General features: G+C 71.0%; 19 protein-coding genes. 11 read left to right on the top strand and 8 right to left on the bottom strand.

Annotated elements, in window-relative coordinates:
* The first annotated feature begins 34 nt into the window (after window positions 1–34).
* The gene (cutA, locus tag ACFQVD_RS01945) at window positions 35–2443 is read left to right on the top strand and encodes an aerobic carbon-monoxide dehydrogenase large subunit (RefSeq protein ID WP_343967398.1); all 2409 of its coding nucleotides are present in this window, start codon (window positions 35–37) and stop codon (window positions 2441–2443) included.
* A gap of 157 nt (window positions 2444–2600) precedes the next feature.
* On the opposite strand, the gene ACFQVD_RS01950 is transcribed toward cutA, so the two are convergent.
* The 5 genes from ACFQVD_RS01950 to ACFQVD_RS01970 form a co-directional block, all read right to left on the bottom strand.
* Window positions 2601–3023, bottom strand: a complete 423-nt coding sequence (locus tag ACFQVD_RS01950; RefSeq protein WP_343967396.1) for a hypothetical protein — start codon at window positions 3021–3023, stop codon at window positions 2601–2603.
* Between the two features lie 169 nt (window positions 3024–3192).
* Complete coding sequence (locus ACFQVD_RS01955; RefSeq protein WP_343967393.1) at window positions 3193–4269, bottom strand: sigma-70 family RNA polymerase sigma factor; 1077 nt, start codon at window positions 4267–4269, stop codon at window positions 3193–3195.
* Between the two features lie 196 nt (window positions 4270–4465).
* Window positions 4466–6598, bottom strand: coding sequence for a protein kinase domain-containing protein (locus tag ACFQVD_RS01960; protein WP_343967391.1), 2133 nt, complete (start codon window positions 6596–6598; stop codon window positions 4466–4468).
* Between the two features lie 245 nt (window positions 6599–6843).
* Window positions 6844–7857 carry a BtrH N-terminal domain-containing protein gene (locus tag ACFQVD_RS01965; RefSeq protein WP_343967389.1) on the bottom strand — a complete coding sequence of 338 codons (1014 nt, stop codon included), beginning with the start codon at window positions 7855–7857 and terminating at the stop codon, window positions 6844–6846.
* 242 nt (window positions 7858–8099) lie between these two features.
* Window positions 8100–8645 (bottom strand): MarR family winged helix-turn-helix transcriptional regulator, encoded by a 546-nt coding sequence (locus ACFQVD_RS01970; protein WP_343967387.1) that lies wholly within the window; start codon window positions 8643–8645, stop codon window positions 8100–8102.
* A 120-nt stretch (window positions 8646–8765) separates the two neighbouring features.
* Here ACFQVD_RS01970 and ACFQVD_RS01975 point away from each other — a divergent pair, with 120 nt between their 5' ends.
* Complete coding sequence (locus tag ACFQVD_RS01975) at window positions 8766–10328, top strand: LLM class flavin-dependent oxidoreductase (protein ID WP_386274228.1); 1563 nt, start codon at window positions 8766–8768, stop codon at window positions 10326–10328.
* Between the two features lie 84 nt (window positions 10329–10412).
* Here ACFQVD_RS01975 and cydB read toward each other — a convergent pair whose 3' ends face one another.
* The 3 genes from cydB to ACFQVD_RS01990 form a co-directional block, all read right to left on the bottom strand.
* Window positions 10413–11354, bottom strand: a complete 942-nt coding sequence (gene cydB, locus ACFQVD_RS01980) for a cytochrome d ubiquinol oxidase subunit II (protein ID WP_343967383.1) — start codon at window positions 11352–11354, stop codon at window positions 10413–10415.
* 11 nt (window positions 11355–11365) lie between these two features.
* Window positions 11366–12790 (bottom strand): cytochrome ubiquinol oxidase subunit I, encoded by a 1425-nt coding sequence (locus ACFQVD_RS01985; protein WP_343967381.1) that lies wholly within the window; start codon window positions 12788–12790, stop codon window positions 11366–11368.
* A 474-nt stretch (window positions 12791–13264) separates the two neighbouring features.
* A complete protein-coding gene (locus tag ACFQVD_RS01990; protein WP_343967378.1) occupies window positions 13265–14167 on the bottom strand; it encodes a polysaccharide deacetylase family protein in 903 nt (300 codons plus the stop codon).
* A 262-nt stretch (window positions 14168–14429) separates the two neighbouring features.
* Here ACFQVD_RS01990 and ACFQVD_RS01995 point away from each other — a divergent pair, with 262 nt between their 5' ends.
* The 9 genes from ACFQVD_RS01995 (at window position 14430) to ACFQVD_RS02035 (ending at window position 23778) form a co-directional block, all read left to right on the top strand.
* Window positions 14430–15497 (top strand): fatty acid desaturase family protein, encoded by a 1068-nt coding sequence (locus tag ACFQVD_RS01995; protein WP_386274231.1) that lies wholly within the window; start codon window positions 14430–14432, stop codon window positions 15495–15497.
* A 107-nt stretch (window positions 15498–15604) separates the two neighbouring features.
* On the top strand, window positions 15605–16282 hold the full coding sequence (locus tag ACFQVD_RS02000) for an SRPBCC family protein (protein WP_343967376.1): 678 nt from the start codon (window positions 15605–15607) through the stop codon (window positions 16280–16282).
* Between the two features lie 210 nt (window positions 16283–16492).
* Window positions 16493–19282, top strand: coding sequence for a Na+/H+ antiporter subunit A (locus ACFQVD_RS02005; RefSeq protein ID WP_343967374.1), 2790 nt, complete (start codon window positions 16493–16495; stop codon window positions 19280–19282).
* A complete protein-coding gene (locus tag ACFQVD_RS02010; protein WP_343967372.1) occupies window positions 19279–20097 on the top strand; it encodes a Na(+)/H(+) antiporter subunit C in 819 nt (272 codons plus the stop codon). The genes ACFQVD_RS02005 and ACFQVD_RS02010 overlap by 4 nt, the downstream gene beginning before the upstream one ends.
* Window positions 20097–21695, top strand: a complete 1599-nt coding sequence (locus ACFQVD_RS02015) for a Na+/H+ antiporter subunit D (RefSeq protein ID WP_343967370.1) — start codon at window positions 20097–20099, stop codon at window positions 21693–21695. The genes ACFQVD_RS02010 and ACFQVD_RS02015 overlap by 1 nt, the downstream gene beginning before the upstream one ends.
* Window positions 21692–22252: a Na+/H+ antiporter subunit E gene (locus tag ACFQVD_RS02020; RefSeq protein WP_343967368.1), complete on the top strand. Its 561-nt coding sequence runs from the start codon at window positions 21692–21694 to the stop codon at window positions 22250–22252. Before ACFQVD_RS02015 ends, ACFQVD_RS02020 begins: the two co-directional genes overlap by 4 nt.
* Window positions 22249–22509: a monovalent cation/H+ antiporter complex subunit F gene (locus ACFQVD_RS02025; RefSeq protein WP_343967367.1), complete on the top strand. Its 261-nt coding sequence runs from the start codon at window positions 22249–22251 to the stop codon at window positions 22507–22509. Before ACFQVD_RS02020 ends, ACFQVD_RS02025 begins: the two co-directional genes overlap by 4 nt.
* Window positions 22506–22853: a monovalent cation/H(+) antiporter subunit G gene (mnhG, locus tag ACFQVD_RS02030; protein WP_343967366.1), complete on the top strand. Its 348-nt coding sequence runs from the start codon at window positions 22506–22508 to the stop codon at window positions 22851–22853. Before ACFQVD_RS02025 ends, mnhG begins: the two co-directional genes overlap by 4 nt.
* 25 nt (window positions 22854–22878) lie before the next feature.
* Window positions 22879–23778, top strand: a complete 900-nt coding sequence (locus ACFQVD_RS02035) for a hypothetical protein (protein WP_343967364.1) — start codon at window positions 22879–22881, stop codon at window positions 23776–23778.
* Window positions 23779–23846: the final 68 nt, after the last annotated feature.

Below are 23846 nucleotides of genomic sequence, written 5' to 3' on the forward strand. Positions count from 1 at the left end.
GGCGAGGCAGGAGACACGTCCCGGTGAGGCGATCATGACCACGAAACTGTTCGGCGAGCCGGTCCAACGGCGCGAGGACCCCCGGTTGCTGACCGGGCGCGGCCTCTACCTCGACGACCTGGCGCCGGGGGCGCTGCAGGCGGCGTTCGTCCGCTCCCCGCACGCCCACGCCCGGATCCGCGACATCGACGTCTCGGCCGCCATCGAGGTCGACGGGCTGGTGGCGATCTACACCTGGGAGGACCTGCCGGGCGCGCTCGCCGAGCCGCTGCCGCTGCTCATCCCGCATCCGGCGCTGACCCACGGCCGCACCGCGTACCCGCTGGCCCGCGAGATCGTCAGGCACGTCGGCGAGCCCGTGGTGATGGTCGTCGCCCGCGACCGCTACCTCGCCGAGGACGCCTGCGCGCTCATCGAGGTCGACTACGAGATCCTCAAGCCGGTGGTCGGGGTGGAGGAGGCCGCGCAGTCCGCCCAGCTCGTGCACGCCGACGTGCCGGGCAACGTCGGCGCGCACCTGGTCCAGGAGGTGCCTTCGGCCGCCGGGCTCGGCGCGCGCGAGGCCATCGACGCCGCGCCGCACACGCTGGCCTTCCGGCTCGACATCGAGCGCAGCGCGTCCATGCCGCTGGAGGGGCGCGGCGTGCACGCCCGCTGGGACGCCGACGACCGCTCGCTGCGCGTCCACTCCAGCACCCAGACCTCCACCAGCGTCCGGATGGCCATCGCGGCCAAGCTCGGCCTGCCGCTGCCGAAGGTCGAGGTGGTCGCCCCGGATGTGGGCGGCGGTTTCGGGGTGAAGATCGTGCACCCGTGGCCGGAGGAGATCCTGGTCCCGTGGGCGGCGATCACGCTCGGCCAGGAGGTCAAGTGGACCGAGGACCGGCGCGAGCACTTCGTCTCCTCCGCGCACGAGCGCGCCCAGGTGCAGTCGGTCCGGGTCGGTTTCGACGACGAGGGCAGGATTCTGGGCCTGGACGTCGAGATCCTGCACGACCACGGCGCCTACACGCCGTACGGGATCATCGTGCCGATCATCACCTCCACCCAGCTTCTCGGCCCGTACCGGATCGGCGCCTACCGGGTCGAGTTCTCCTCGATCTACACCAACACCGTGCAGGTCACCCCGTACCGGGGGGCGGGCCGCCCGCAGGCGGTCTTCTGCATGGAGCGGACCATGGACCACATCGCCGAGCACCTGGGGGCCGACCGCGCCGCGGTGCGCGCGGCCAACTTCATCCAGCCCGACGAGTTCCCCTACGACCAGGGGCTGATCTTCCAGGACGGCCGGCCGCTGATCTACGACAGCGGTGACTACCCCGAGTCGCTGCGGCTGCTCAAGGAGCTGATCGGCTGGGACGACTTCCCCGGGCTGAAGGCCCGCGCCGCCGCCGAGGGACGCGCGATCGGGATCGGGATCGGCTGCTACGTCGAGGGCACCGGCGTCGGCCCATACGAGGGCGGGCACGTCCAGGTCACCTCCGACGGCCGGGTGCACGTCTCCACCGGGCTCACCTCCCAGGGCCAGGGCCACGAGACGGTGTTCGCCCAGATCGCCGCGGCCGAGCTGGGCGTACCGCTGGAACGGGTCTCGGTGGTCACCGGCGACACCCGCAGGTTCGGCTACGCGGTCGGCACCTTCGCCTCGCGGGCCGCGGTGATGAGCGGCAACGCGATCGCCCTGGCCTGCAGGAAGGTCAGGGAGAAGGCGCTGCGGATCGCCGCCGAGGCGCTGGAGGCCGACCCCCGCGACCTGGAGATCGTCGACGGGGAGGTGCGGGTGGTCGGCGCCCCCGGCAGCGCGATCCCGCTGGCGACGGTGGCGGTGCTGTCCAACCCGCTGCGCTACGCCTTCGACGCCGAGGCGGCCAGGGCGACCCAGTTCGCGGGCGCCTCGTCCTTCGACCGGCCGCCGGTGGCCGAGGGGGAGGAGCCGGGCCTTGAGGGGCGCGACTACTACTCGCCGATCCGCTCGACCTTCGCCTCCGGCATGCACGCGGCGATCGTGGAGACCGACCCGCTGACCGCCGAGATCCGCATCCTGCGCTACGCGGTCGTGCACGACTGCGGCAACCTGATCAATCCGATGATCGTCGAGGGGCAGATCCACGGCGGGGTCGCCCAGGGCGTCGGCGGCGCGCTGTACGAGAAGATGGTCTACGACGGCCACGGCCAGCTGCTGAACGCCTCGTTCATGGACTTCCTGATGCCGTACGCCACCGAGGTGCCCCTCGTCGAGACCGCTCACCTGGAGACCCCGTCACCGCTCAACCCCCTGGGCATCAAGGGGGCGGGGGAGGCGGGGGTCATCCCGGTCTCGGCGGTGATCGCCTCGGCGATCGAGGACGCGGAGGGGATCAGGATCGACAAGATGCCGATCTCGCCCTCGGAGCTGTTCGACCTGCGCCGCGCGGCCCCCGGGCGGTCCACAGCCGGAACCTGACCTTTCGGGTGATCGGCCCCCGCAGGGCCGCGCGACGAGCGCGTCGTCGCCTTCGCCCTGCCCACCCTCTCCGGCAACCGCCTGATCTTCCCGCCCCGCCCCTCCCCGACCTCCGACGCCGGTCCCCGACGTGAAGGACAGCGGGGCGCGGCTGCGGTCAGTGGACGCGGGTCTGTTCGGCGTGGTAGCCGCCGCCGGGCCAGACCCAGTCCCCGGACAGGGTGTCGCCGTCGGGGCTGAACCGGGCGCGGTAGTAGGCGGGTGAGCCTTTCCCGCCGCTCCAGATGGTGAGCGTGTCGCCGTTGAGCTCGTAGACGTAGTCGAGGGTCTCGCCCTGGCTGCCGTAGAACCGGGAGGTGATGTCCTCGCTGGGTTCCTCGGCGCCGAACGGCCTTTCCCGGCCGATGATCTCGATGCCGGTGATGTGCTGGCCGGCCTGCCGAAGGTCGACCTCCTGCTTGAGGAAGTGACGGCCTGCCAGCCAGGAGTAGGTGACCTGGCCGGTGGCCTCGCCGCTCACCTTCCAGGTGCCGACGAGCCGGTCGAGTTCGGCCAGCGCGGTGTCCTGCCTGTTCGACATGGGGTCCTCTCTCGTACGCTTCGATGCTGCTGCCGGGTTTAGCTGTATGACGGCACAGCGCCGGAAAAGGAATCGGTGCCCGGCTCAGCCGTGCAGGAATTCCACGCGGCCGCGTCGTAGCCGCGGACCTCACCGGCCAGGGGCACCTCGCGCCGCTGGAATCCCACGTTCACGGCAGGACCAGGGGCAGGCCGAACGCGGCGAAGTGGCGTGGTGCGAACGACGTGATCGCGGTGATCCGGCCGCCGTCGATCCGCAGCACATCCAGCACCTGGCCGCGGAACCGCCCGGTCAGGTCCTTGGTCTCGGGTGCGCGGGAGTGTTCGGCATAGTGCGCGACCGCGGGTTGGAGATTCGCGCCGGTGACCACGCAGTGCCAGCGCCCGTGATACCACTCCGAGCCGGAGTCGAAGACCTGTCCGGTGAGGGTCAGCAGCGCGTCCCGCCCGACCAGCCACGCCGGGTGTGGCGGCATCGTCATCCGTACGTCCTCGGCGAGCAACCCGGTGAGCATGTCCAGGTCGGCCTGCTGATGCGCCTGGACGTAACGTCGCAACAGCGCGCGCTCGTCCGTACTCGGCTCGGCCGAAGGCGCCCAGTCCTCGCGCCGCTGGGGCAGGTGCTGTCTCAGTGTCGCTCGCGCCCGCTGCAACGTGCTCTTCACCGACGCCACGCTGGTGTCCAGCAGCGCGGCCGTCTCGGTGGCGGGCCAGCCCAGCACATCCCTGGTGATCAACACGGCTCGCTGCCGGGCGGGGAGATGCTGGATCGCCACCAGGAAGGCGAGCTCGATCGTCTCCCGCGCGACCGCCACCGCCTCCGGTCCTTCGGCCCCGTCGACGGCCGGCTCCAGCAGCCGATCCGGGACCGGCTGCAACCACGACACATCAGCGGGCGGCTGCACCGGCGTACCCGACTCCACCAGCGGTGGAACCCGGTACGGCGCGGCCCGCCGCTTGTTCCGGTCGATCAGGTCCAGGCACGCGTTCGTCGCGATCCTGTACAGCCAGGCCCGGAACGTCGACCGCCCCTCATAGGTCTCCCGGCGGCGCCATGCCCGCAGGAACGTCTCCTGAACGATGTCCTCCGCGTCGTCGTAGGAGCCCAGCATCCGGTAGCAGTGCACTCGCAACTCCCACCGCAAAGGCTCGACGAGCGCTCCGAACGCCCCCTTGTCGCCGGCCGACGCGGCGCCCACCATGGCCGCGTCCTCCGCCGAACCGCCACCATCTTGCTCCTCGACCACGACTACCGCCCCCTGCGCCAACACATGTTGACGACGATAGGACGACCACCACCACCACCGGAAGGAATCGGATCGCCTGCGGCCCTCGGGATCCTGTCCTCCGGCCGTTCCACGAGACTGCCGCCCACACCACAACCGGCACCGGGATCGTCGAGGACCGGATCCACGATGGGTGAGCTCTCAGCGTCGTCCCCTCTCAGGCGGTACGCAGGCCGCCGACGTCGTACAGCAGCACGTCGTTACCGGTGGCCACCGCCAGGACGGACCCGTTGGCGCTGAAGGTCACGGTGTGGACCTGGCCGGTCTCCAGGGGTTGCCGGAGCCGCCGCCGGGTGGCGACGTCCCACAGCAGGACGCCGTCCCGGTCGGTTCCGGCGGCGAGAACGGTCCCGTCGGGGCTGCACGCCATGCTGTTGATCGTCGAACCGGCCCCCTTGAACGTCGTTCCCTTCGGTTTGCGGGATGCCACGTCCCAGACCCGCACCACCTTGTCGTACCCCGCGCTCGCCAGGGTCTCGCCGTCGAGGAACACGACGGCGTTGACATCGTCCCTGTGCCCGGTCAACGGTCCGCCGGCCGCTCTGGAGCCGGAGGTGCGCCACAGCCGTACGGTGTCGTCCCACCCGGCGGTGGCCAGCAGGCGCCCGTCGGGGCTGAACGCCGCGTTCCTGACCAGTTCGGTGTGGCGCATGGAGGCGCCCGACTGCTTGCGGTCGGAGGTTCGCCAGAGCCGGACCCACTCGTACCCGCTGCCGGTGACGAACTGCTCACCGTCCGGGCTGAACCCCACGAAGACGGAGCCGATCACGGACTTCGACACGCGACGCCTGGACGCGACGTCCCACACGTGCGTCTCGGTGTCGGTCACCCCGCCGACACTGATCAGGGTCCGGCCGTCCGGGCTCAGCGCCACGCCCTCGACGTAGGACGTGCGGTCGTCGAGTTCCGCGACCATCTTCCCGGTGGGGACCTCCCACAGGCGGACCTTGCCGTCCCAGCACCCGGCGGCCACCAGGCGGCCGTCGGCGGAGACCGCGAGGCCCTGCACCGTGTTGCCGTTCTCGAGCACCAGCGGCCTGTCCGGGCCGGGCGGGATCAGCCCGGACGGGCTCGGGGAGGCCGTCGGCCCGTTCGTGGGCGAGGTCGTCGGGGTGGCCGAGGACGACGGTGGGATGATCGCGGCCTTCGGGCTCGCCCCGGGCGAAGTCGTGGTCGAACCGGCCGCCGCCCTCAGGTAGCGGGGAACCAGCACCGCGGCCCCCGCCGCCGCGCAGGTGGCCAGCGCGGCTCCTCCGCCGATCAGGAAGCTCCGGCGGGGCAGCCCACGGGAGGGGGACGCCGTCGGCCCGCCGGAGGGGCCGGTGGGGAGTGTCGTCCGAGGCGGGCCGCCGGCCGGCGGTGCCGAGCCGGGTCGCTCCCGGGTGAGCGGCAGGTCCGGAGAGGGGGCCGGGGTCGGTGGAGACGGCTGCGCCATCCGCCTCATGGCCGTCGTCAGCAGGTCACCGGTGGGGGCCGCCGCCCCGTCGCCGGTGATGAGACCAAGCAGGACCTCCTCGGCCGTGGGTCGGTGCTCGGCCGCCTTGGCCAGGCACCGGCCGGAGATCTGCCGCAGGCCGTCCGGCAGGCCGGTGAGGTCGCACTCCTGGTGGAGGATCCGGTACACCAGGGCCGCGAGGGCGACATCATGGCCGAACGGGGTCCTGCCCGTCCCGGCGAACAGGATGGTGCCGGCCCAGCTGAACATGTCGGAGGGCGGGCCCACCGAATCCCCGGAGAGCTGCTCGGGCGACATGTACGGCGGGGTGCCGATCAGGCTGACGGACGTGGTGGCCAGGTTCGTGCTGCGCGCGATGCCGAAGTCGACCACCCGTGGCCCGTCCGGACCGAGCAGCACGTTGGCGGGTTTGAAATCGCGGTGGACGATCCCCGCGTGGTGGATCGCCGCCAGCGCGGTGGCCGTACCGACCGCGAGCCGTGCCAGGTCATGCGGGTCGAGCGGCCCGCGTGAGCCGACCCGCTGCTCCAGCGACTCCCCTTCGATGAACTCGCTCACCACGTACGGCTGATCGTCGGCCGTACCGACGTCCAGGATGCGTGCCGTGCAGAAGTGGGGCACCTGGCGGGCCGCTTCCACCTCGCGGAGGAACCGTTTGTGGGTCTTCGGGTCACCGGCGACGTGGCCGTGCAGGACCTTGACGGCGACCCGTGTCCCCGAAGGGGACTCACCGAGGTACACGGATCCCTGGCCGCCCTTCCCCAGGCATCCGAGCAGCCGGTACTTCCCCAGCCGAGCCGGTTCGCCGGGGCGCAACGGGCGCGGTTCCGACACGTGTGCCTCCCGGCGTCTTGTGATCTTGAGATCGGCGCGGCGCGGCGGATGGCGACCGCGGGGCTGCCCGACTCGATCATGCCCCAGGATAGGCACTTTCGGCGTGGATTCCGTCCCTGCGTCCCTCCGGCCCGGGAGCGACGCCGGGTAGGGCGGACCAGGTGGGCCCGACGGTCGTCCCGGCATGTGCGATCGGACCATCGAGGCCGATATGGCCCCCTTCCCGAATTGGTTTTCGAAGGCTGTCAGGGCTGGATCGCGCCTGGGCTCTCACTCCCCAGGCGGCTCAGTGCCTGCATGGCCTCGCGCTCTATACGTGAGAGATCGCAGAGGACGGTGCCCGCCTGTACGAGATACCGCGCGTCGTCTGATTCACCGGCTTCTGCGATCAGTGCTGCGGCTTCCGTCCACAGGGTGGCCGCCTCGGTGTACAGCGTGTGACCGGTGCGCAGGTGACCGCTGTCGAGCAGTTGGATGCATTCGGCGAGGAAGTCGCGGTAGAGATTACGGAACAGGGCGCCGCCGGTGCCGGCCTTCTCCATCAGGAGGGCGGCCTGCGGCAGGTCCCGCCTCGGGTTGTCGGTGCGTTGGTGCCAGGTGCGTACCAGCCTCCCGGCCTTCTCGATGCCACGGTGACCCAGGTTGGCGATGGGCGGGTTGAGGAAGGCGTCGGCGCAGGCGGTGATGGCGGGGATGATCTGACCCTGTGGGGAGGGCGGGTTCCTCGGAGCGGTGAGGGTGAAGGACCGGTGCCTGGCGGTCATCGGGCCGCGCGCGGCCCTGGCCTGGGCGAGGCTGGTCAGGCTGGTGGATACCGCTCCGCCTTGCTGGTCGGTGTCCACCAGGTAGGCGTCGTGGTCGTCGTAGCCGTACATGGCGACGACATGACCGCCGAAGTGCACCTTCGACCCGAAGTAGTCCAGGTGGTAGCTGTCGAGCTGCAGTCCGACGGGGTGGCCGGCGTCGATCGGGGCCACCACGTTCTGCCATGCCCTGCGGGGGGAGGTGGTCTCCTGGACCAGGAGTTCCAGCCCGAGTCCGGCGGCCAGGTTTCTGGTGAGCTCGAAAGGCTTGACCCGTCCCCCGAGGAAGGGGAAGCCCATGCTCTTGCTGTCCCAGTAGACGAAGGACAGGCCGGAGCCGAGGCCGAAGAGCATGGGCTCGGACAGATCGAGTCCTTCGTGCCGCAGCAGCGCTCCCAGAGCTGTCGTTTCGCAGTGCCGCATACCGCGGGTATCCATGTCTGTGACCGTGGTCATGCCATGCTCTCCTGGACGGGGATGACCGGCCGGGCGGGCGAAGCGCCCGATGCTGAGAAGTTCGTCTTGCACGCCATCATGCTGGACTCTCCCACGGTGGGAGAGTCCAATCCTCTTCGCCGCCCTCATAGGCCGGGTCACGCAGCGGGCGAAGTCCCCGGCCGGGCCCGCCGGCGGTCCAGGAAGTCGGTGTGCCGGCCCTCGGGCAGCACGCAGGCGAACACCGGGCGGTCGGCGGGCGGTCAGCGGCGGGCGGAGCGGCGTGGTTTGGGAGGGGCGGCGTCGGGGGCCAGTTCGGTGACGAGCCGGCAGGTGTCGTGCACCGGGTCCAGGCTGTCGGCCTGGACGGCAAGCCTCCTGAGCAGCTCGCGGAAGACCGAGCGGTCCGCCTCCTCCAGCGGGGCCAGGACGTGGTCCTCGGCGTGTTCGAGCCGGGTCTGCGCGTCGGCCCAGGTCGCCCTGCCGTGCTCGGTGGCGACGACGCGCTTGTTGCGCCGGTCGGCGGGGTCCGGGCGGCGTTCGACCAGGCCGGCCTGCTCCAGGTCGTCCAGCAGGTAGGTCATGACCGTCTTGTCGATGCCCAGGCGTTGCGCCAGCGCTCCCTGGCCGCCGGGGAGTTCCTGGGCGGCCGCGGCGAGCACCTGGTAGCCCCTGGGCCCGCCGGGCAGGTGGCCGAACAGCGCGTCCACCGTCCTGATGTAGGCGCGGAAGACCACCCCGAGGGTCCAGCCCAGGTCGCTGTCCAGGGCGTCCGAGGTCTCCGTGCCGGGACGTTGGGGTGCGGGCATGCCGCCAGATTATCAGTACTAAAGGTGAAAAAGACCTTCTGTTTGACAATCTATCTGCTTTAAATACGATCTGTCATGCCATAAGTGCCGAGCATCTGACATGACATTCCAAGGAGAGACATGGCCGACTACGGGCACGAGCTGCTGTTCGGAACCTTCCTGACGCCGGTCGCCGAGCAGGCTCAGCGGGTCGTCGCGCTCGCCCGGCTCACCGAGCAGGTCGGCCTGGATCTGGTGACCGTGCAGGACCATCCGTACCAGGCGCGGTTCCTCGACACCTGGACGCTGCTGTCGGTCATCGCGGCGAGCACCTCGACGGTGCGGGTGTCGCCGAACGTGGCGAACCTGCCGCTCCGCCCGCCGGCGGTGCTGGCCCGCAGCGTCGCGACCCTGGACATCCTGAGCGGCGGCCGGGTCGAGCTCGGGCTCGGGGCGGGTGCCTTCTGGGAGGCCATCGCCGCCGTCGGCGGCCCCCGGCTGAACGCCGCCCAGGGGGTCGACGCCCTGGCGGAGGGCATCGAGGTCATCCGGGCCGTCTGGGCGACCGGTGGCGGGTCGGTCCGCCTCGACGGCCGGTACCACCGCGTCTGGGGAGCACACCCGGGTCCGGCGCCCGCCCACGACGTCGGCATCTGGCTGGGGGCCTACAAGAGGCGGATGCTCGGCCTGACCGGGCGGCTCGCGGACGGCTGGCTGCCCAGCAGCGCCTACGCCGCCCCGGACGCGCTCCCGGCGATGAACGCCGCCGTCGACGAGGCCGCGACCGGTGCGGGACGCTCACCCGGTGACGTCCGGCGCCTGTACAACATCTCCGGCGCCTTCACCCGCTCGGGACGCGACTTCCTGCGGGGGCCGGCGGAGGTCTGGGCCGAGCAGCTCGCCGAGCTCACCCTCACCCAGGGGATGAGCGCCTACATCCTGGCCAGTGACGACCCCGACGACATCCGGCGTTTCGCCGCCGAGGTCGTTCCCGGCGTCCGCGAACTGGTCGCGGCCGAGCGCGGCGGTTCGGGGCCGTCCGCCGCCGAGGTACGCGGTACGTCGGCGGCCGTCATCCCGCCCGCCCAGGTCAGGGGAGTGGTGCCCGCCCTGGGAGTCACCCCCACCCCGGACGACGGCGTACGGCTCGCCGACGTCCAGGTCTGGGACGAGAGCACCCGCCCGACCGGGCCCGATCCCGACCCGGACCGCGTCTACACCTCTCGGCAGCGGGCGGCCGGACAGCACCTCGTCGACATCCACGATCACCTTCGCAAGGAGCTCACCGAGATCCGCGGGCTCGTCGACCAGGTCACCACCGGTGCCATGGACCCCGGCGCCGCGCGCTCGCACATCAACACGATGACGATGCGCCAGAACAACTGGACCGTCGGCACGTACTGCGAGTCCTACTGCCGCCTCGTCACGACCCATCACACCCTGGAGGACCAGAGCCTCTTCCCGCATCTGCGCCGTTCGGACCCCAGGCTCGCGCCCGTCGTCGACCGCCTCCAGCAGGAGCACCACGCCATCCACGAGGTCCTCGAAGGCGTCGACCGGGCACTGGTCGCCTTCGTCGGCCGGCCGGACGGCCACAGGGAACTGCGGGCGGCCATGGACCTGCTCACCGACACGCTCCTGTCCCACCTGTCGTACGAGGAGAGGGAACTGGTCGAGCCGCTCGCCAGGCTGGGCCTGCACTGAACGCCCCGCGACGGGGCTCTCCCGGCGACCGGCGACCGGTGGTGAAGCGGGAGGCCCGACCCGTGAGAGGCGGGCCGGGGTGTCTCAGGACACCTCGGCGACCAGGCGCTTGCGGAAGACCCAGTACGACCACGCCTGGTAGCCGAGTACGAACGGCAGCGCGATCAGGCCGATCCAGGTGAGCATGCCCAGCGTGTACGGGCCGGAGGCGGCCTCGGCGACGGTGAGGCCGGGGAGCGGGGCGGGCCACAGGGCGCCGAACAGGGCGGCGCCGCCCAGTGCGATGGACGAGGCGGTGGCGGCGAACGCCCAGCCGTCCCGGCCGCGCCAGGTCAGCGCGATCCCCGCGGCCAGAGCCGCCATCGAGGCGAGCGCGCCCGCCCAGAGCCACGGAGCCGCCGACCAGCCGGCGGCCACCGCCTCGGTGACGGGGATGTTCGGCAGTGCCACCACCGCGGTGGGCAGCGCCACCGCGGCGGCGATCATCGCGGCGTGCCGGGCACGGGAGCGCACCGGCCCCGAGGTCTTGAGCGCGACGAACACCGCTCCGTGCAGCACGCACAGCGAGAGGGAGAGCGCCCCGCCGACCAGCGCGGCCACCGCGCTGTTCCGCAGCAGATCGGCGAAGACGGCGCCCCACAGGAACGCGGGCAGCGCGCTGCCGACCAGCACGCCCAGATCGCACCAGACGCGGTCGGAGGCGTGCTGGACCTTGCCGCGCCACTCCAGGCCGACGCCGCGCACGATCAACCCGACGAGGATCAGCGTGATCGGCAGGTAGAACTCGCTGAGCAGCCCGGCGTACCAGGCGGGGAAGGCGGCGAACATGGCGCCGACCGCGGTGATCAGCCAGACCTCGTTGCCGTCCCAGACCGGGCCGATCGTGCCCAGGACCTGCTTGCGCTCGGCCTCGTTCCTGGCCAGTGCCGGTGCCAGCATGCCCACGCCGAAGTCGAAGCCCTCCAGCACGAAGTAGCCGATCCACAGGAACGCGATGAGTACGAACCAGAAGGTGGTGAGTTCCATGATCGTCGCTTTCAGTACATCAGCGTCGGCTGGAGCCGGACGTCCGCGGTCTGGTCGTCGCGAGAGGGCGGGATGAGGGGCACGGCGGGAGCGGCGGGCTGGGGGCCCGCCTTGACGTGGCGGATGATCAGTACGGCCTCGGCCACCGCGAACACGCCGTAGACCAGGGTGAAGACCGCAAGTGAGATGGCCACCTCGGTCAGGCTGACGCCCGGCGAGACGCTCGCGGCCGTGAGCAGCTCACCCTGGACGGTCCACGGCTGGCGGCCGATCTCGGAGAGCAGCCAGCCCGAGATCATCGCGATGGTCGGCAGCGGCAGCGCCAGCAGGGCGGCCCTGGCGAACCAGGTCGGGAGCTCCTGCTGCGGGCGGCCGCCGCCGCGGCGCCTTCGGGTCAGCCAGAGACCGAGAACCGACAGGCCCACCGTGGCCATCCCGAAGACGATCATCACGCGGAAGGACCAGAAGACCACCGGCAGGTTGGGCAGGTAGTCGGCCGGGCCGAACTGCTCGGTGAACCGGGTCTGTATGTCCGCCGTGCCCTGGACGACCGCGTTCGGGTCGTTGGTGGACAGGAAGCTGAGCAGTTTGGGGATCTCCACGCCCGGCACCGGGGAGAACGCCGCGCCGGCCGTGTCGTGGGTGAGCCCCTCGGCGGCGGCCAGCTTCATCGGCTGCTGCTCGTACAGCAGCTTGGCGGACATGTCCCCGCTGACCGCGACCACCGCGCCGGCGATCGCCGTCATGGCCAGCGCGGCTCGGATCGGGGTCCGCCAGATGCTCGGGGTGTTCCGCCGCGCCGTGGCGGCGCGCCGCTCCTTCAGGACCTGGTAGCCGCAGATCGCCAGCACGAAACCGCCTCCGACCACGAAGGCCGCCCCCACCACGTGGGGCACCTGCGCGAGGGCGGCGGAGTTGGTGAGCACCGCCCACAGGTCGGTCATCCGGGCCTTGCCGTCGATCACCTCATAGCCGACAGGGTGCTTCATCCAGGCGTTGGCGGCGAGGATGAAGTAGGCGGACACGGTGGAGCCGATGACCGCGATCCAGATGGTGGCCAGGTGGATGCGTTTGGGGAGCTTGTCCCAGCCGAAGATCCACAGGCCGATGAAGGTGGACTCCAGGAAGAACGCGAGCAGTGCCTCCAGCGCCAGCGGGGCGCCGAAGACGTCGCCGACGAAGATCGAGTACTCGCTCCAGTTCATGCCGAACTGGAACTCCTGCACGATGCCGGTCACCACGCCCATCGCGAAGTTGATCAGGAAGATCTTCCCGAAGAACTTCGTCAGCCGCAGGTAGTGCTCCTTGCCCGTGCGGTGCCACGCGGTCTGCAGGCCGGCCACGAAGACGCCGAGGCCGATGGTCAGGGGCACGAACAGAAAGTGGTACACGGTGGTCACCCCGAACTGCCACCGGGCCAGGTCTAGTGCGTCCATCTTTCCTTCGCGTTCCCCTCGCGGGCTGTTGCTCTACGGCTTGTAGTTCTATCTCTAGTAGTACTACAAGCTGTAGAGCAAAAGGTGGGAGGGGCGCCGCGAGCTGGTGCGATCTTTGTCACATGGTCCGGTGCGAGACCGCACTTCTCAGCCGGACCGAGACCGTCCTTCGGCTCGCGACGCCGGCTCTCCTCCGGCCGTGGGGAATACCTCCACGCATGTCCCGTCACATGGGACGTATCCCCGCTGCCCGCCATCCCCCCGGAGGCGTGACTTCATGGTGGGGCGGGTGGCGCCCCCGGGGCATCCACCTACGGAGTGATTTCGAGGTACGTCGCGCGGGCGACATCGCGAGTCTCGCGCGCCGGATTCACGGCCCTCGCCGTGTGAAACGGGCGCGCCCGTGCCCCCCGGATTCGGTGACGGCCGCGGCGGGACGGCGGCCGGAAAGCCGGTCGAGGTGCCCGGCCGGGGCTAGCGGGTCGCCGCCTTCGAGGTCGCCGCCTTCAGGTACGCGTCGAGGTTGCCGAGTTCGAACCCCCGGCGCCTGATCTTGGCGACCAGGATCTCGAAGTCACGGGCGAGGTTCGGACGGAAGTGCAGCAGCAGCACATCGCCGGGGCGGAGCTTCTTGTCGGGCACCTGGTAGGCGATCTTCCCGCCGGGCTGCACGGTCGCGGTCCAGAGCAGGAGCGCGTCGATGCCACAGGCCTTGGCGGCCCTGCGGGTCAGGGTGTTGTGGTTGCCGAACGGGGGGCGGAACAGGGTGGGTGCGGTGCCGGTGTGCCTGCGGATCAGTGTGGAGGTGCCGCAGATCTCGGCCTTCTGTCCCTCGTAGCCGAGTGCGGGCAGGTTCGGGTGCGTCAGTGTGTGGTTCTCGATCGTCGCCCCCGCGTCACGCAGGTCGCGTACGTACCTCCACTTGCCCGCGCCCAGGAATCTGCCGCCCTGGGCGGTCGGATCGGTCGCGCCCCTGGCCTCCACGGCGTCGCGGGTGACGAAGGCCGCCACGGGGATCCGCTGGTCACGGACCTGTGCCACGAAGCCGGGATCCTGCTCCCAGCCGTCGTCGATGGTCAGGAAGACGACTTTCCGCCTGGTGGGAATGGAGCTGATCACCGGAGGCAGGCCGTCATCGGGGCGGGGGATCACGCCCACCTCGCCGGGCCTGGGCATCGCGCCCGGTGGCCCTGCCGGTGTCCTCGCGGCCCGGCCGTTCCCGCCGGCGGGGGCCTTCCCCGCACCGGAGGAGGCGCCCGGCGCGGGGGCGGCACCCTCGTCGGCCCCGCCGTCCGGGCCTGTGGCGCACCCGGCGCTCACCGCCAGGGCCGTCGCCGCCGCCACCGCTCTTGTCGTCCAGTACGTCCCCGATGCCATGGGCGACCATCCTGCCAGCAGCCGGGAGTCTGATCGATCATGCCTCGCGAGGATGATCCGAGTGGCTATGTTCTTGTACTCCGGTGATCGCGGTATTCGGCGGGGTAGGGTCAGCACTACCACGATTAGGGGTGGAAGCGGGGGTTTGCGATCACGGCAGCCGCGCAATCCTGGGAAAGGCGTGATGTTCGGTTGACGTGGATATGTGGCGTCGCCGGCTGACGTTGTCATGTCGAGTGATCCGGCCCATCTGAGGAGAACCGTGACCAACTCCACCGCGATCGACGACGCGGATCCCCCCATCCCCCCTGAAAGCGCGGAACGGGGCAGTGATTTCGCCCGCCTGTCGCGCCGGATCACCCAGGCGGGGCTGCTGGACCGGCGCCCCGGTCACTACGCCGCACGGCTCGGCCTGGTGGCGGCGTCCTTCGTCGGCGGCTGGGCCGTCTTCTTCGCCGTCGGCGACTCGTGGTACCAGCTGCTGGTCGCCGCCTTCCTCGCGGTGGTGTTCGCGCAGATCGGCCTGGTCGCCCACGACCTGGCACACCGCCAGGTCTTCCGTTCACGCCGCTCCAGTGAGCTCGCCGGGCTGGTGGCGGGAAACCTCGCCATCGGCATGAGCTACGGCTGGTGGATGGACAAGCACACCCGCCACCACGCCAACCCCAACCACGAGGACCACGACCCCGACGTCGCCCCCGACTTCCTGATCTGGTCGCACGAGCAGGCCGCCGAGAGCAGGGGACTGCCCAGGCTCCTGGGCCGCCGGCAGGCGTTCCTGTTCTTCCCGCTGCTCACGCTGGAGGGGTTCAACCTCCACGTGTCCAGTGTCCGGGCCCTGACGCGCCCGACGACCAGGAACCGGGCCGCGGAGGCGTCGCTGCTGGCCGTGCACGCCGCCCTGTACCTGGGGGCGCTGTTCACCGTGCTGTCGCCGGGCAAGGCCGTGGCCTTCCTGCTGCTGCACCAGGCGATCTTCGGCGTCTACCTCGGCTGCACCTTCGCGCCCAACCACAAGGGGATGCCGATGCTCAGGGGCTCCGAGAAGCTCGACTTTCTCCGGCGCCAGGTGCTGACCTCGCGCAACGTGCGCGGCGGCAGGGTCCTCGACACCGTGCTCGGCGGGCTCAACTACCAGATCGAGCACCACCTCTTCCCCAGCATGCCGATGCCCAACCTGCGCCGCGCCCAGCCGATCGTCCAGGCCTACTGCCAGGAGCTGGGCGTCGACTACCTGGAGACCGGGATCGTCAGCTCGTACGCGCAGGCGCTGCGTCACCTGCACGACGTGGGCGCGTCCCTGCGAGCCGGCAGCCCCGCGCCCGGCTGACCCGGCCGGTCTCGTGCGCCAGGGCGGCAGCACTGACAACGAAGGGCCGCGCCGGCGGGCAGATGTTGCTGTTATCCGCCCGCCCCGAGATTGCCTAGGGTGCTGGTGTGAAGCTCGCAGGCAGTGCCGTGCTCGGCATCGACAGAGATCGTGTGTGGTCAGCGCTCCAGAACCCGGCCGTGCTCGTACGCACGATTCCGGGGTGCGAGCGCCTTGAGGAGACGGGCCCGGACACCTACCGGATGACCGTCACCGCGGGCGTGGCCTCCATCAAGGGCGTCTACCAGGGCGAGGTCGCCCTGTCGGAGCCCGAGGCTCCGGAACGGTTCGTGCTCAGGGCCCGCGGCCAGGGGGCCCCCGGCACCGTGGACGCCACGGTGCGGGTCCGTCTCAGCGAGGTCGAGGGCGGCACCCGGATCGACTACGACGCCGAGGCCGTGATCGGCGGCATGATCGGGGGTGTCGGCCAGCGCATGCTCGGCTCCGTCGCGAGGAAGACCGCGGGTGACTTCTTCTCCGCGGTGGAGAGCCATCTCGTCTCCGGCGTATCCGGTGTCTCCGGCGAGATCCCCGCCGCGACCGTACCCGCGGAGGTCGCCGCGTCCGCCGCACCGAAAGCACCGGTCGAGGTCGGCCCCGCGCACGTCTTCGAGCGCCCGGCGAAACAGCCCCGGGCCGGAGTCCCCGCCTGGTCGCTCCTCGCCGCGTTCGGCATGGGCGCGGGCATCGCGCTCGGCAGCGCGGTGATCGGCTGGGTGCTCGGCCGCACCGGCAGGAAGCGGTGACGTCGCTCACAAAAGGAGAAGGGTAAGCGCTTCCGCCGACGGCGTTGCCGGGGAGGGCCAATGTCCCTGCCAGCAGGAACATTCGAGGAGTCGATCATGCCCAGGTGAAGGATCTACGGTGTTCGGGTCAGCGCTTCGCGCGTTTGACCAGGCAAACTTACGCCTTTTAGGATCCTGGCGTACGTCTGCCACGACGGGTCACGGGGGAACATGGAGCCGCTGCTGATCCTGCACGCCGTGGCGGCGGCGATCGCTCCGGCGCTGGTGCGCCGCTTCGGCAGGGCCGCGTTCCTCATGCTCGCCGTGCCACCGGCCTGCGGGTTCGGCTACACGATCTGGGTCGCCCTGACCGGCATCCCCGTCGAGTCACACCACGACTGGGCGCCCGGCCTCGGCCTGGGACTGTCCTTCCGCGCCGACGCGCTGGCCCTGCTCATGATGGCCCTGGTCACGGGCGTGGGCGCGCTGGTCGTGCTGTACTGCTCGCGCTACTTCTCCGCCGACGCCGAGGGGCTGGGCCGGTTCGCCGGGGTGCTCGTCGCCTTCGCCGGGGCGATGCTCGGGCTGGTGGTCGCGGACGACCTGCTGCTGCTGTACGTGTTCTGGGAGCTGACCACGGTCTTCTCCTACCTGCTGATCGGCCACGACCCCGCCAGCAGGACCAGCCGCCGCGCCGCGATGCAGGCGCTGATCGTCACCACCTCCGGTGGCCTGGCGATGCTGGGTGGCATGATCATGCTCGGCGAGGCGGCGGGAACGTACCGCATCTCGCGGATCGTGCAGAGCCCGCCGTCCGGCGGCCTGGTGGCGGTGGCGGTGGTGCTGATCCTGGTCGGCGCGCTGTCGAAGTCGGCGGTCTTCCCGTTCAGCATGTGGCTGCCCGCCGCGATGGCCGCGCCGACCCCGGTCTCGGCCTACCTGCACGCCGCGGCGATGGTGAAGGCGGGAATCTACCTGCTCGCCCGCCTGGGACCGGCTTTCGGGGAGCTCGCCGCCTGGCGGTGGACCGCCGTACCCCTGGGCCTGCTCACCATGCTGCTCTGCGCCTGGCGGGCGCTGCGCGAGCACGACCTCAAGAAGCTGCTCGCCTACGGAACGGTGAGCCAGCTGGGTTTCCTGACGGTGCTGTTCGGCGCGGGCACCCGCGACACCGCGATCGCCGGGGTCGGCATGCTGCTCGCGCACGCGCTGTTCAAAGCCTCCCTCTTCCTGATCGTCGGCATCATCGACCACGCCACCGGCACCCGTGACCTGCGAGAGCTGAGCGGCCTGCGGCGTTCGGCGCCGTGGCTGGCCGCGATCGCCACCGGGGCCGCCGCCTCGATGGCGGGCATCCCGATGTTCCTGGGGTTCGTCGGCAAGGAGGCCGCCTTCGAGTCGCTGCTGACCGGACGGGGCATCGACACGGTGGTGCTCGCCGGAGTCGTCCTCGGGTCGGCGCTCACCGCCGGCTACAGCGCGCGTTTCCTGTGGGGCGCCTTCGCCGTCAAGCCCGGTGTCGAGCCGGTGCCCGTGCACTCCTTCGGTGCCGCGCTGTTCCTGCCGCCCGCGCTGCTCTCCGCGCTCGGCCTCGCCGTCGCCCCGCTCGCCGCACGCTACGGCGAGGCGATGCGGAGCTACACCGACACCTTCCCCGGGCCCGGCCACGGCACCCACCTCGCGCTGTGGAGCGGTGCCCCGGTGCCGCTGATGCTCTCGGCCGTCGCGCTGGCGGGTGGAGCGCTCCTCTTCCTGGCCAGGAGACCGCTGGCGCGGATCGGGGAGACCCTGCACGTGATCGACTCCGGCCGGGCCTACTGGGGCCTGGTCCGCGGGCTGGAACGTTTCTCCCTGCAGCTGACCGGCGTGGTCCAGCGCGGCTCGCTGCCCGACTACCTCATGATCGCATTCGTCCTGGTGGCGGCGGTGGGGGCCTTCTCGCTGCTGTACGGTCCCGGACCCGTCCTCCAGCTGGACGTGGTGGCCTGGGACCGCATCGAGCAGCCCGTCATCGGCGTGCTCGTCATCGCCGCGACGGCCATCGCGCTCAGGGTGCGCGCGCACATCGTGCTCGTGCTGCTGGCCGGCCTGACCGGGTACGGCACGGCGCTGCTCTTCCTCGTCCACGGCTCGCCCGACCTGGCGCTGACCCAGTTCCTCGTCGAGACGCTGAGCCTGGTCGTGTTCGTGCTGGTGCTGCGGAGGCTTCCGCTCGGGCCGAGGGAGGAGCGGGGGCGGCTGTCGTTCGGCGCGCGGCTCACCCTCGGCATCGTGAGCGGTGTCGTGGTGGCGGGGGCCGGCATGTTCGCGATGAACGCGCGGCAGGCGACACCGATCGGCACACTGATGGCCGAAGCGGCCAAGGAGGCCGGGGCCGCCAACATCGTCAGCGCGCTCCTGGTCGACATCCGGGCCTGGGACACCATGGGGGAGAGCTCCGTGCTCGTCGTGCTCACCCTTGGCATGACCGGCCTGATCTTCCTGCGCAGACGCTCGCACGCGCCGCAGCCGCCGTCGGAGAGAACCGGGGAGGAGCCCCGGACGTACTGGCTGGCGACCACCCTGCCGCAGGGGCAGCGGACGGTGGTCCTCGAGTTCGTGGCCCGGGTGACCTTCCACACCGTGATGCTGGTCTCGGTCTTCCTGCTGTTCACCGGGCACAGCGGGGTGGGCGGCGGGTTCGCCGGAGGCATCGTGGCCGGTCTCGCGCTGGTCCTGCGCTACCTCGCCGGAGGCAGGCACGAGCTGGCCGCCGCCGCGCCGGTCGCCCCCGGGGTGATGATCGGGCTGGGGCTCCTGCTGTCCACGCTCACCGCGCTGGTGGGGCTGCTGGGCGGCGCCGGAGTGCTGGACATGCTCTCCGCCGACCTGTACGTCCCGCTGGTCGGCAAGCTGCACCTGTCGACGGTGCTCCTGTTCGACCTCGGGGTCTACATCACGGTGATCGGCATGGTGCGGGACATCCTGCGCAGCCTGGGCGCCGAACTGGATCGGCAGATCGCCGAGGGGGAGGGCCGGTGACCGCGCCCGTGCTGCCGCTCCTGGTGGTCGCCGTGCTGGTGGCCGCGGGGGTCACGCTGCTGCTGGAGAGGAGCCTGGTCCGGCTGCTGGCCGGCGTCATCCTGCTCAGCAACGGGGTGAACCTGCTGATCCTCACCGTGGGCGGGCCACCGGGAGAACCGCCGATCCTGGGCGCCTCCGATCCGGAGCGGATGGCCGACCCGCTGCCGCAGGCCATGGTGCTCACCTCCATCGTCATCACGCTGGGCGTCACCGCCTTCCTGCTCGCCATGATCCATCGGTCCTGGCAGCTCACCGGTGCCGACGAGGTGCAGGACGACACCGAGGACCGCCAGGTGCGGCTGCGCGCCAGGCAGGGCGAGCTGAGCCAGGCCGTGCTCGACCGGCAGGCCGCCTACCAGCGGCTGGTCCGCGAGCAGCGCGCCGAGCTGGCCCGGCTGGAGGAGGAACACCACGAGTGGGAGCGCAGGGAGGCCGAGGAACTGGAGCAGCGGATCCTGGACGTGAACGTCGACCTGGGCCGCTGGCTGCAGGAGCACAAGAACGACGGTCTGTCCGCCGAGCGGCTCGCCGAGCGTTTCGCCGAGGCCCAGCAGGCGGAGGACGTCTCCAAGGAAAGCCGGGAGCAGCGCCTCCGTGAGGTGCGCGCCGAGTTCGCCCGCAGGCAGCGGGAGCAGGCGGCGCGCGAACGTGAGATCCGCAAACGGCTCCGCGCCCGCCAGCGCGACGCCCGCAGGCAGATGCGCGCCGCGATCCGGGAGGACCGGGCACGACAGGCCAGGGCGGAAGATCCCGAGCTGGAGGGGGAGGACTGATGGAGGCGCTGATCCCGGTGCCCGTGGTGCTGCCGCTGCTGGCCGTCGGTCTCAAGCTGGCCATCGGCCAGCGGCTGCGCAGGTTGCAGGCGCTCATCAGTGTGGGCACGCTGACGGTGGTGCTGCTCGTGTCGCTGGTCCTGCTGTTCGCGGCGGATCAGCAGGGGCCGCTGGTGGCCCGCGCCGGAGGCTGGGGCGCGCAGATCGGCATCGCGCTCGTCGCCGACCGGCTCTCCACGCTGATGCTGGCGGTCTCCTCCGCGGTGACGCTCTGCGTGATGATCTACTCGCTGTCCCAGTCCTGGGCCGACCAGGAGTACAAGGCCTCACTGTCGATCTTCCACCCGGCTTACCTGATCATGGTCGCCGGAGTGTCGGACGCCTTCCTGTCCGGCGACCTGTTCAACCTCTTCGTCGGGTTCGAGATGCTGCTCGGCGGCTCGTACGTGCTGCTGACCTTCGGCGGGACCGAGTCCCGCATCCGGGCGGGCGCCACCTACACGGTGATAGGACTGGCCTCGTCACTGCTGTTCCTGGTCGCGATCGCGGTGGCCTACGGCGCCACGGGCACCGTGTCGATGGCGCAGCTGGCCGAGCGGTTCTCGGTGCTGCCCCAGCACGTCAGGCTGCTGGTCGAGCTGACACTCCTGCTGGTCTTCGTGGTCAAAGCCGCGATCTTCCCGATGTCGGCGTGGCTGCCCGACTCGTATCCGACCGCGCCCGCCCCCGCGACGGCGCTCTTCGCCGGGCTGCTCACCAAGGTCGGCGTCTACTCGATCATCCGGCTGGAGGCGCTGCTGTTCCCCGGGGGCCCGGTGGGCGGCGTGCTGATGTGGGCGGCGCTGCTGACCATGCTCGTGGGGGTGCTCGGGGCGGTAGCTCAGACCGACATAAAACGGATGCTCTCCTTCACCCTGGTCAGCCATATCGGCTACATGGTGTTCGGAGTCGCCCTGTTCAGCGTCCAGGGCATGGCGGGTGCCATCTTCTACGTGGCCCACCACATCACCGTGCAGACGAGTCTGTTCCTGGTGACCGGCATGATCGAGCGCCGCACCGGCACCACCTCACTGGACGGTCTCGGCGGTCTGGCGAAACTGACACCCGTGATCGCGGTGCTCTTCTTCGTGCCCGCGATGAACCTGGCGGGCATCCCGCCGATGTCAGGCTTCCTGGGCAAGCTCGGGCTGATCCAGGCGGGAGTGGCGGACGGCGGTCCGATGGCCCTGACCCTGGTCGCCGGAGGGCTGGTGACCAGCCTGCTCACCCTGTACGCGGTGGCCACGACCTGGAACAAGGCGTTCTGGCGGGTGCCGCCCGAGGGAATGGTCACCGAGGGGGGCACCGTGCTGGAGACCCAGGAGGACGGGGACGGGGACGGAGCGGACCCGAGGCCCGCCGCCGGGCCCGCCGGCGAGACGATCGTCACCTCCGTCACCATGCCGAAGCTCATGTTCGCCTCCACGGCCGCCCTGGTGGCCCTGGCCCTGTCCTTCACCGTGCTGGCCGGCCCGCTGTCCGCCCTGTCGGAGCGGGCCGCGGCGGAACTGCTGGCCCGCGAACCGTACATCTCCGCGGTGCTCGGCGGTGAGCGATGAGCGAGCCCCGCCCGGCGTTCACGGTGCTACGGCTGCTGGGCAGGCCCGTGCCGCTGCCGCAGGTGCTCTGGTTGACGCTGATCTGGCTGCTGCTCTGGGGAGACCTGAGCGTGGGCAACGTGCTCGGCGGCCTGCTGGTCGGGCTGGTCCTCGTGTGGCTGCTGCCCCTGCCGATCCAGGACACCGGCATCCGGCTGCACCCTGTCGGGATCCTGCTGTTCCTCGTCCGCTTCGCGCGGGACATGGTGATCTCCAGCTTCCGGGTGGCCTTCTGGGCGCTGAGACTGGGCAGACCGCCGCCGGTCCAGGTCGTCGAGGTGAGGCTGCGCGCCTCGTCGGAGGCGATGGCGGTGCTGGTGACGGTGGCGCTGTCGGCGCTGCCGGGCAGCCTGGTGCTGGAGGCGAACGTCCGGGAGAGAACGCTCCTGCTTCACGTGCTCGGCGTGCCCGGTGACCCGTCGACGGTCGGCCAGGTCACCCAGGATGACGTGACCCGGCTGGAGAACCGCATCGTGACCGCCTTCGGCACCCGCGCGGATCAGGAGGAGGTGCGATGACGACGGTTTACCTGATCACGCTGGGGCTGCTCGCCGCCGCGGCGGCGATGACGCTCTACCGCCTGGTGCGCGGTCCGACGATGCTGGACCGCGCCGTCTCGCTGGACGTGCTCACCGCCGTCGTCATCTGCGCGATCGGGGCGGGGGCGGCGACCTACCGGGAGTACTCGATGCTGCCCGTGCTGCTGGTGCTCTCCCTGCTGGGGTTCGTCGGCTCGGTCTCGCTGGCCAGGTTCTTCTCCGGGCGTGCCCGATGACCGCGATGGACGTGGCCGCGGCCGTCTGCCTGCTGCTGGGGGCGACGCTGGCGTTCGCGGCGGGGGTGGGCATGGTCAGGTTTCCCGGCACCCTGGCGCGCATGCACGCCGCGACCAAGCCCCAGGTGCTCGGCCTCCACCTCATCCTGCTCGCCATGTGGCTGCGCGACCCCAGCTGGAAGATCGCCGGTGTCATCATCCTGGTCGCCGTCTACCAGGTGGTGACGGCCGCGGTGGCCGCCTACATGGTGGGAAGGGCCGCCTATCTCACCGCGAAGCCGCAGGGCGGCGACGACGGCGACGACGGCACGGCCGTACCGTCCTCCGGTGACGCTCGCGCCTAAGGATCTCCCGGCGTACCGTGTCGGTATGCGTGAGGGACGTGCGGAGGACGCGAGGACCGAGGCCAGACGACTGATCCGTGACCTACTGGGCGAGGAGCGGCCGGACGCCGCCCTGCTGCTGGGCGAGGCGGGAGCGGTGCTGGGCGCCGACCGTGTCGCGCGTTCCGTCGAACTGGCCCGAGGCGCCCCCCTCACCCGCAGATCCACCGGGCTCGCCGCGCTGGCCGCCCTGCTGGTCGGAACCCGCGAGCTCGGCGAGCGGTGGTGGCGGCGCGAGCGCGGCGGCAAGCTGCCCGCGCCGGACGAGGTGCTCTGGAGTTCCACCGCGATCGAGCCGTGGACCGACCTGACGGTCCTGGAGATGCTCGCCGCCTGGATCGCCGACGACGCGGCGGACGAGGCCTGGGGCCGCCCCGCCGCGGTCGCGGACCTCAACTCCTGGCAGGCCGAGGACCGGGTCGAGCTGCCACCCGACGCGCGCCCAGGCCAGCGGATCGTGGTCTCCTTCGACGCGGGCGGCCGCCTCGACGCGCTGGTCCTGCGCCGGACGGACAACGAGCTCGGTTCCAACCTCGACTTCGACTCCCTGCGCTACTCCCGTCCCGCCGAGGCCCAGTGGAGCTGGGGCGTCGCCGCGGGGCTGGGCCCGCACCGGCTGGACGAGCACCCCGACCCGTACGAGCAGCCGGTCGACGCCGAGGCGGCCGGGATCCTGCACACCTGGGCGCTGCGCCAGGGCGCCTCCGCGGAACAGGCGGGTGCGGTCTGGCGCAACAGGGGCGACGTCATCGCCGCCATCGAGCGGATCGACTGGATGTGGCGCAGCGGCGAGTGGTTCGCCTGGTGGCGTGGGGTGTCCGCGCTGGTAGACGGCGAATCCGGGCAACTGGCCGCCCGACTTGGGGAGATCACCGACGTACCCTAGCGCCGGAAGCACAGATCCACCCCGGTCCCGGCATCGGGAAGGCAGGCCGGTTTCCCGCAGCGCGTTCG

It is taken from the genome of Streptosporangium amethystogenes subsp. fukuiense (genome assembly GCF_042665875.1).
GTDB classification, from domain to species: Bacteria; Actinomycetota; Actinomycetes; order Streptosporangiales; family Streptosporangiaceae; genus Streptosporangium; species Streptosporangium fukuiense.

Bases quoted from the DNA above. Each gene is read 5' to 3' on its own strand.
- ACFQVD_RS02020 (WP_343967368.1), top strand. From the start codon at position 21,692: ATGAGCGAGCCCCGCCCGGCGTTCACGGTGCTACGGCTGCTGGGCAGG.
- ACFQVD_RS01950 (WP_343967396.1), bottom strand. From the start codon at position 3,023: ATGTCGAACAGGCAGGACACCGCGCTGGCCGAACTCGACCGGCTCGTC.
- ACFQVD_RS02015 (WP_343967370.1), top strand. From the start codon at position 20,097: ATGGAGGCGCTGATCCCGGTGCCCGTGGTGCTGCCGCTGCTGGCCGTC.
- cutA (WP_343967398.1), top strand. From the start codon at position 35: ATGACCACGAAACTGTTCGGCGAGCCGGTCCAACGGCGCGAGGACCCC.
- mnhG (WP_343967366.1), top strand. From the start codon at position 22,506: ATGACCGCGATGGACGTGGCCGCGGCCGTCTGCCTGCTGCTGGGGGCG.
- ACFQVD_RS02005 (WP_343967374.1), top strand. From the start codon at position 16,493: ATGGAGCCGCTGCTGATCCTGCACGCCGTGGCGGCGGCGATCGCTCCG.
- ACFQVD_RS01965 (WP_343967389.1), bottom strand. From the start codon at position 7,857: ATGACCACGGTCACAGACATGGATACCCGCGGTATGCGGCACTGCGAA.
- ACFQVD_RS02035 (WP_343967364.1), top strand. From the start codon at position 22,879: ATGCGTGAGGGACGTGCGGAGGACGCGAGGACCGAGGCCAGACGACTG.
- ACFQVD_RS02025 (WP_343967367.1), top strand. From the start codon at position 22,249: ATGACGACGGTTTACCTGATCACGCTGGGGCTGCTCGCCGCCGCGGCG.
- cydB (WP_343967383.1), bottom strand. From the start codon at position 11,354: ATGGAACTCACCACCTTCTGGTTCGTACTCATCGCGTTCCTGTGGATC.
- ACFQVD_RS01985 (WP_343967381.1), bottom strand. From the start codon at position 12,790: ATGGACGCACTAGACCTGGCCCGGTGGCAGTTCGGGGTGACCACCGTG.
- ACFQVD_RS01990 (WP_343967378.1), bottom strand. From the start codon at position 14,167: ATGGCATCGGGGACGTACTGGACGACAAGAGCGGTGGCGGCGGCGACG.
- ACFQVD_RS01970 (WP_343967387.1), bottom strand. From the start codon at position 8,645: ATGCCCGCACCCCAACGTCCCGGCACGGAGACCTCGGACGCCCTGGAC.
- ACFQVD_RS01975 (WP_386274228.1), top strand. From the start codon at position 8,766: ATGGCCGACTACGGGCACGAGCTGCTGTTCGGAACCTTCCTGACGCCG.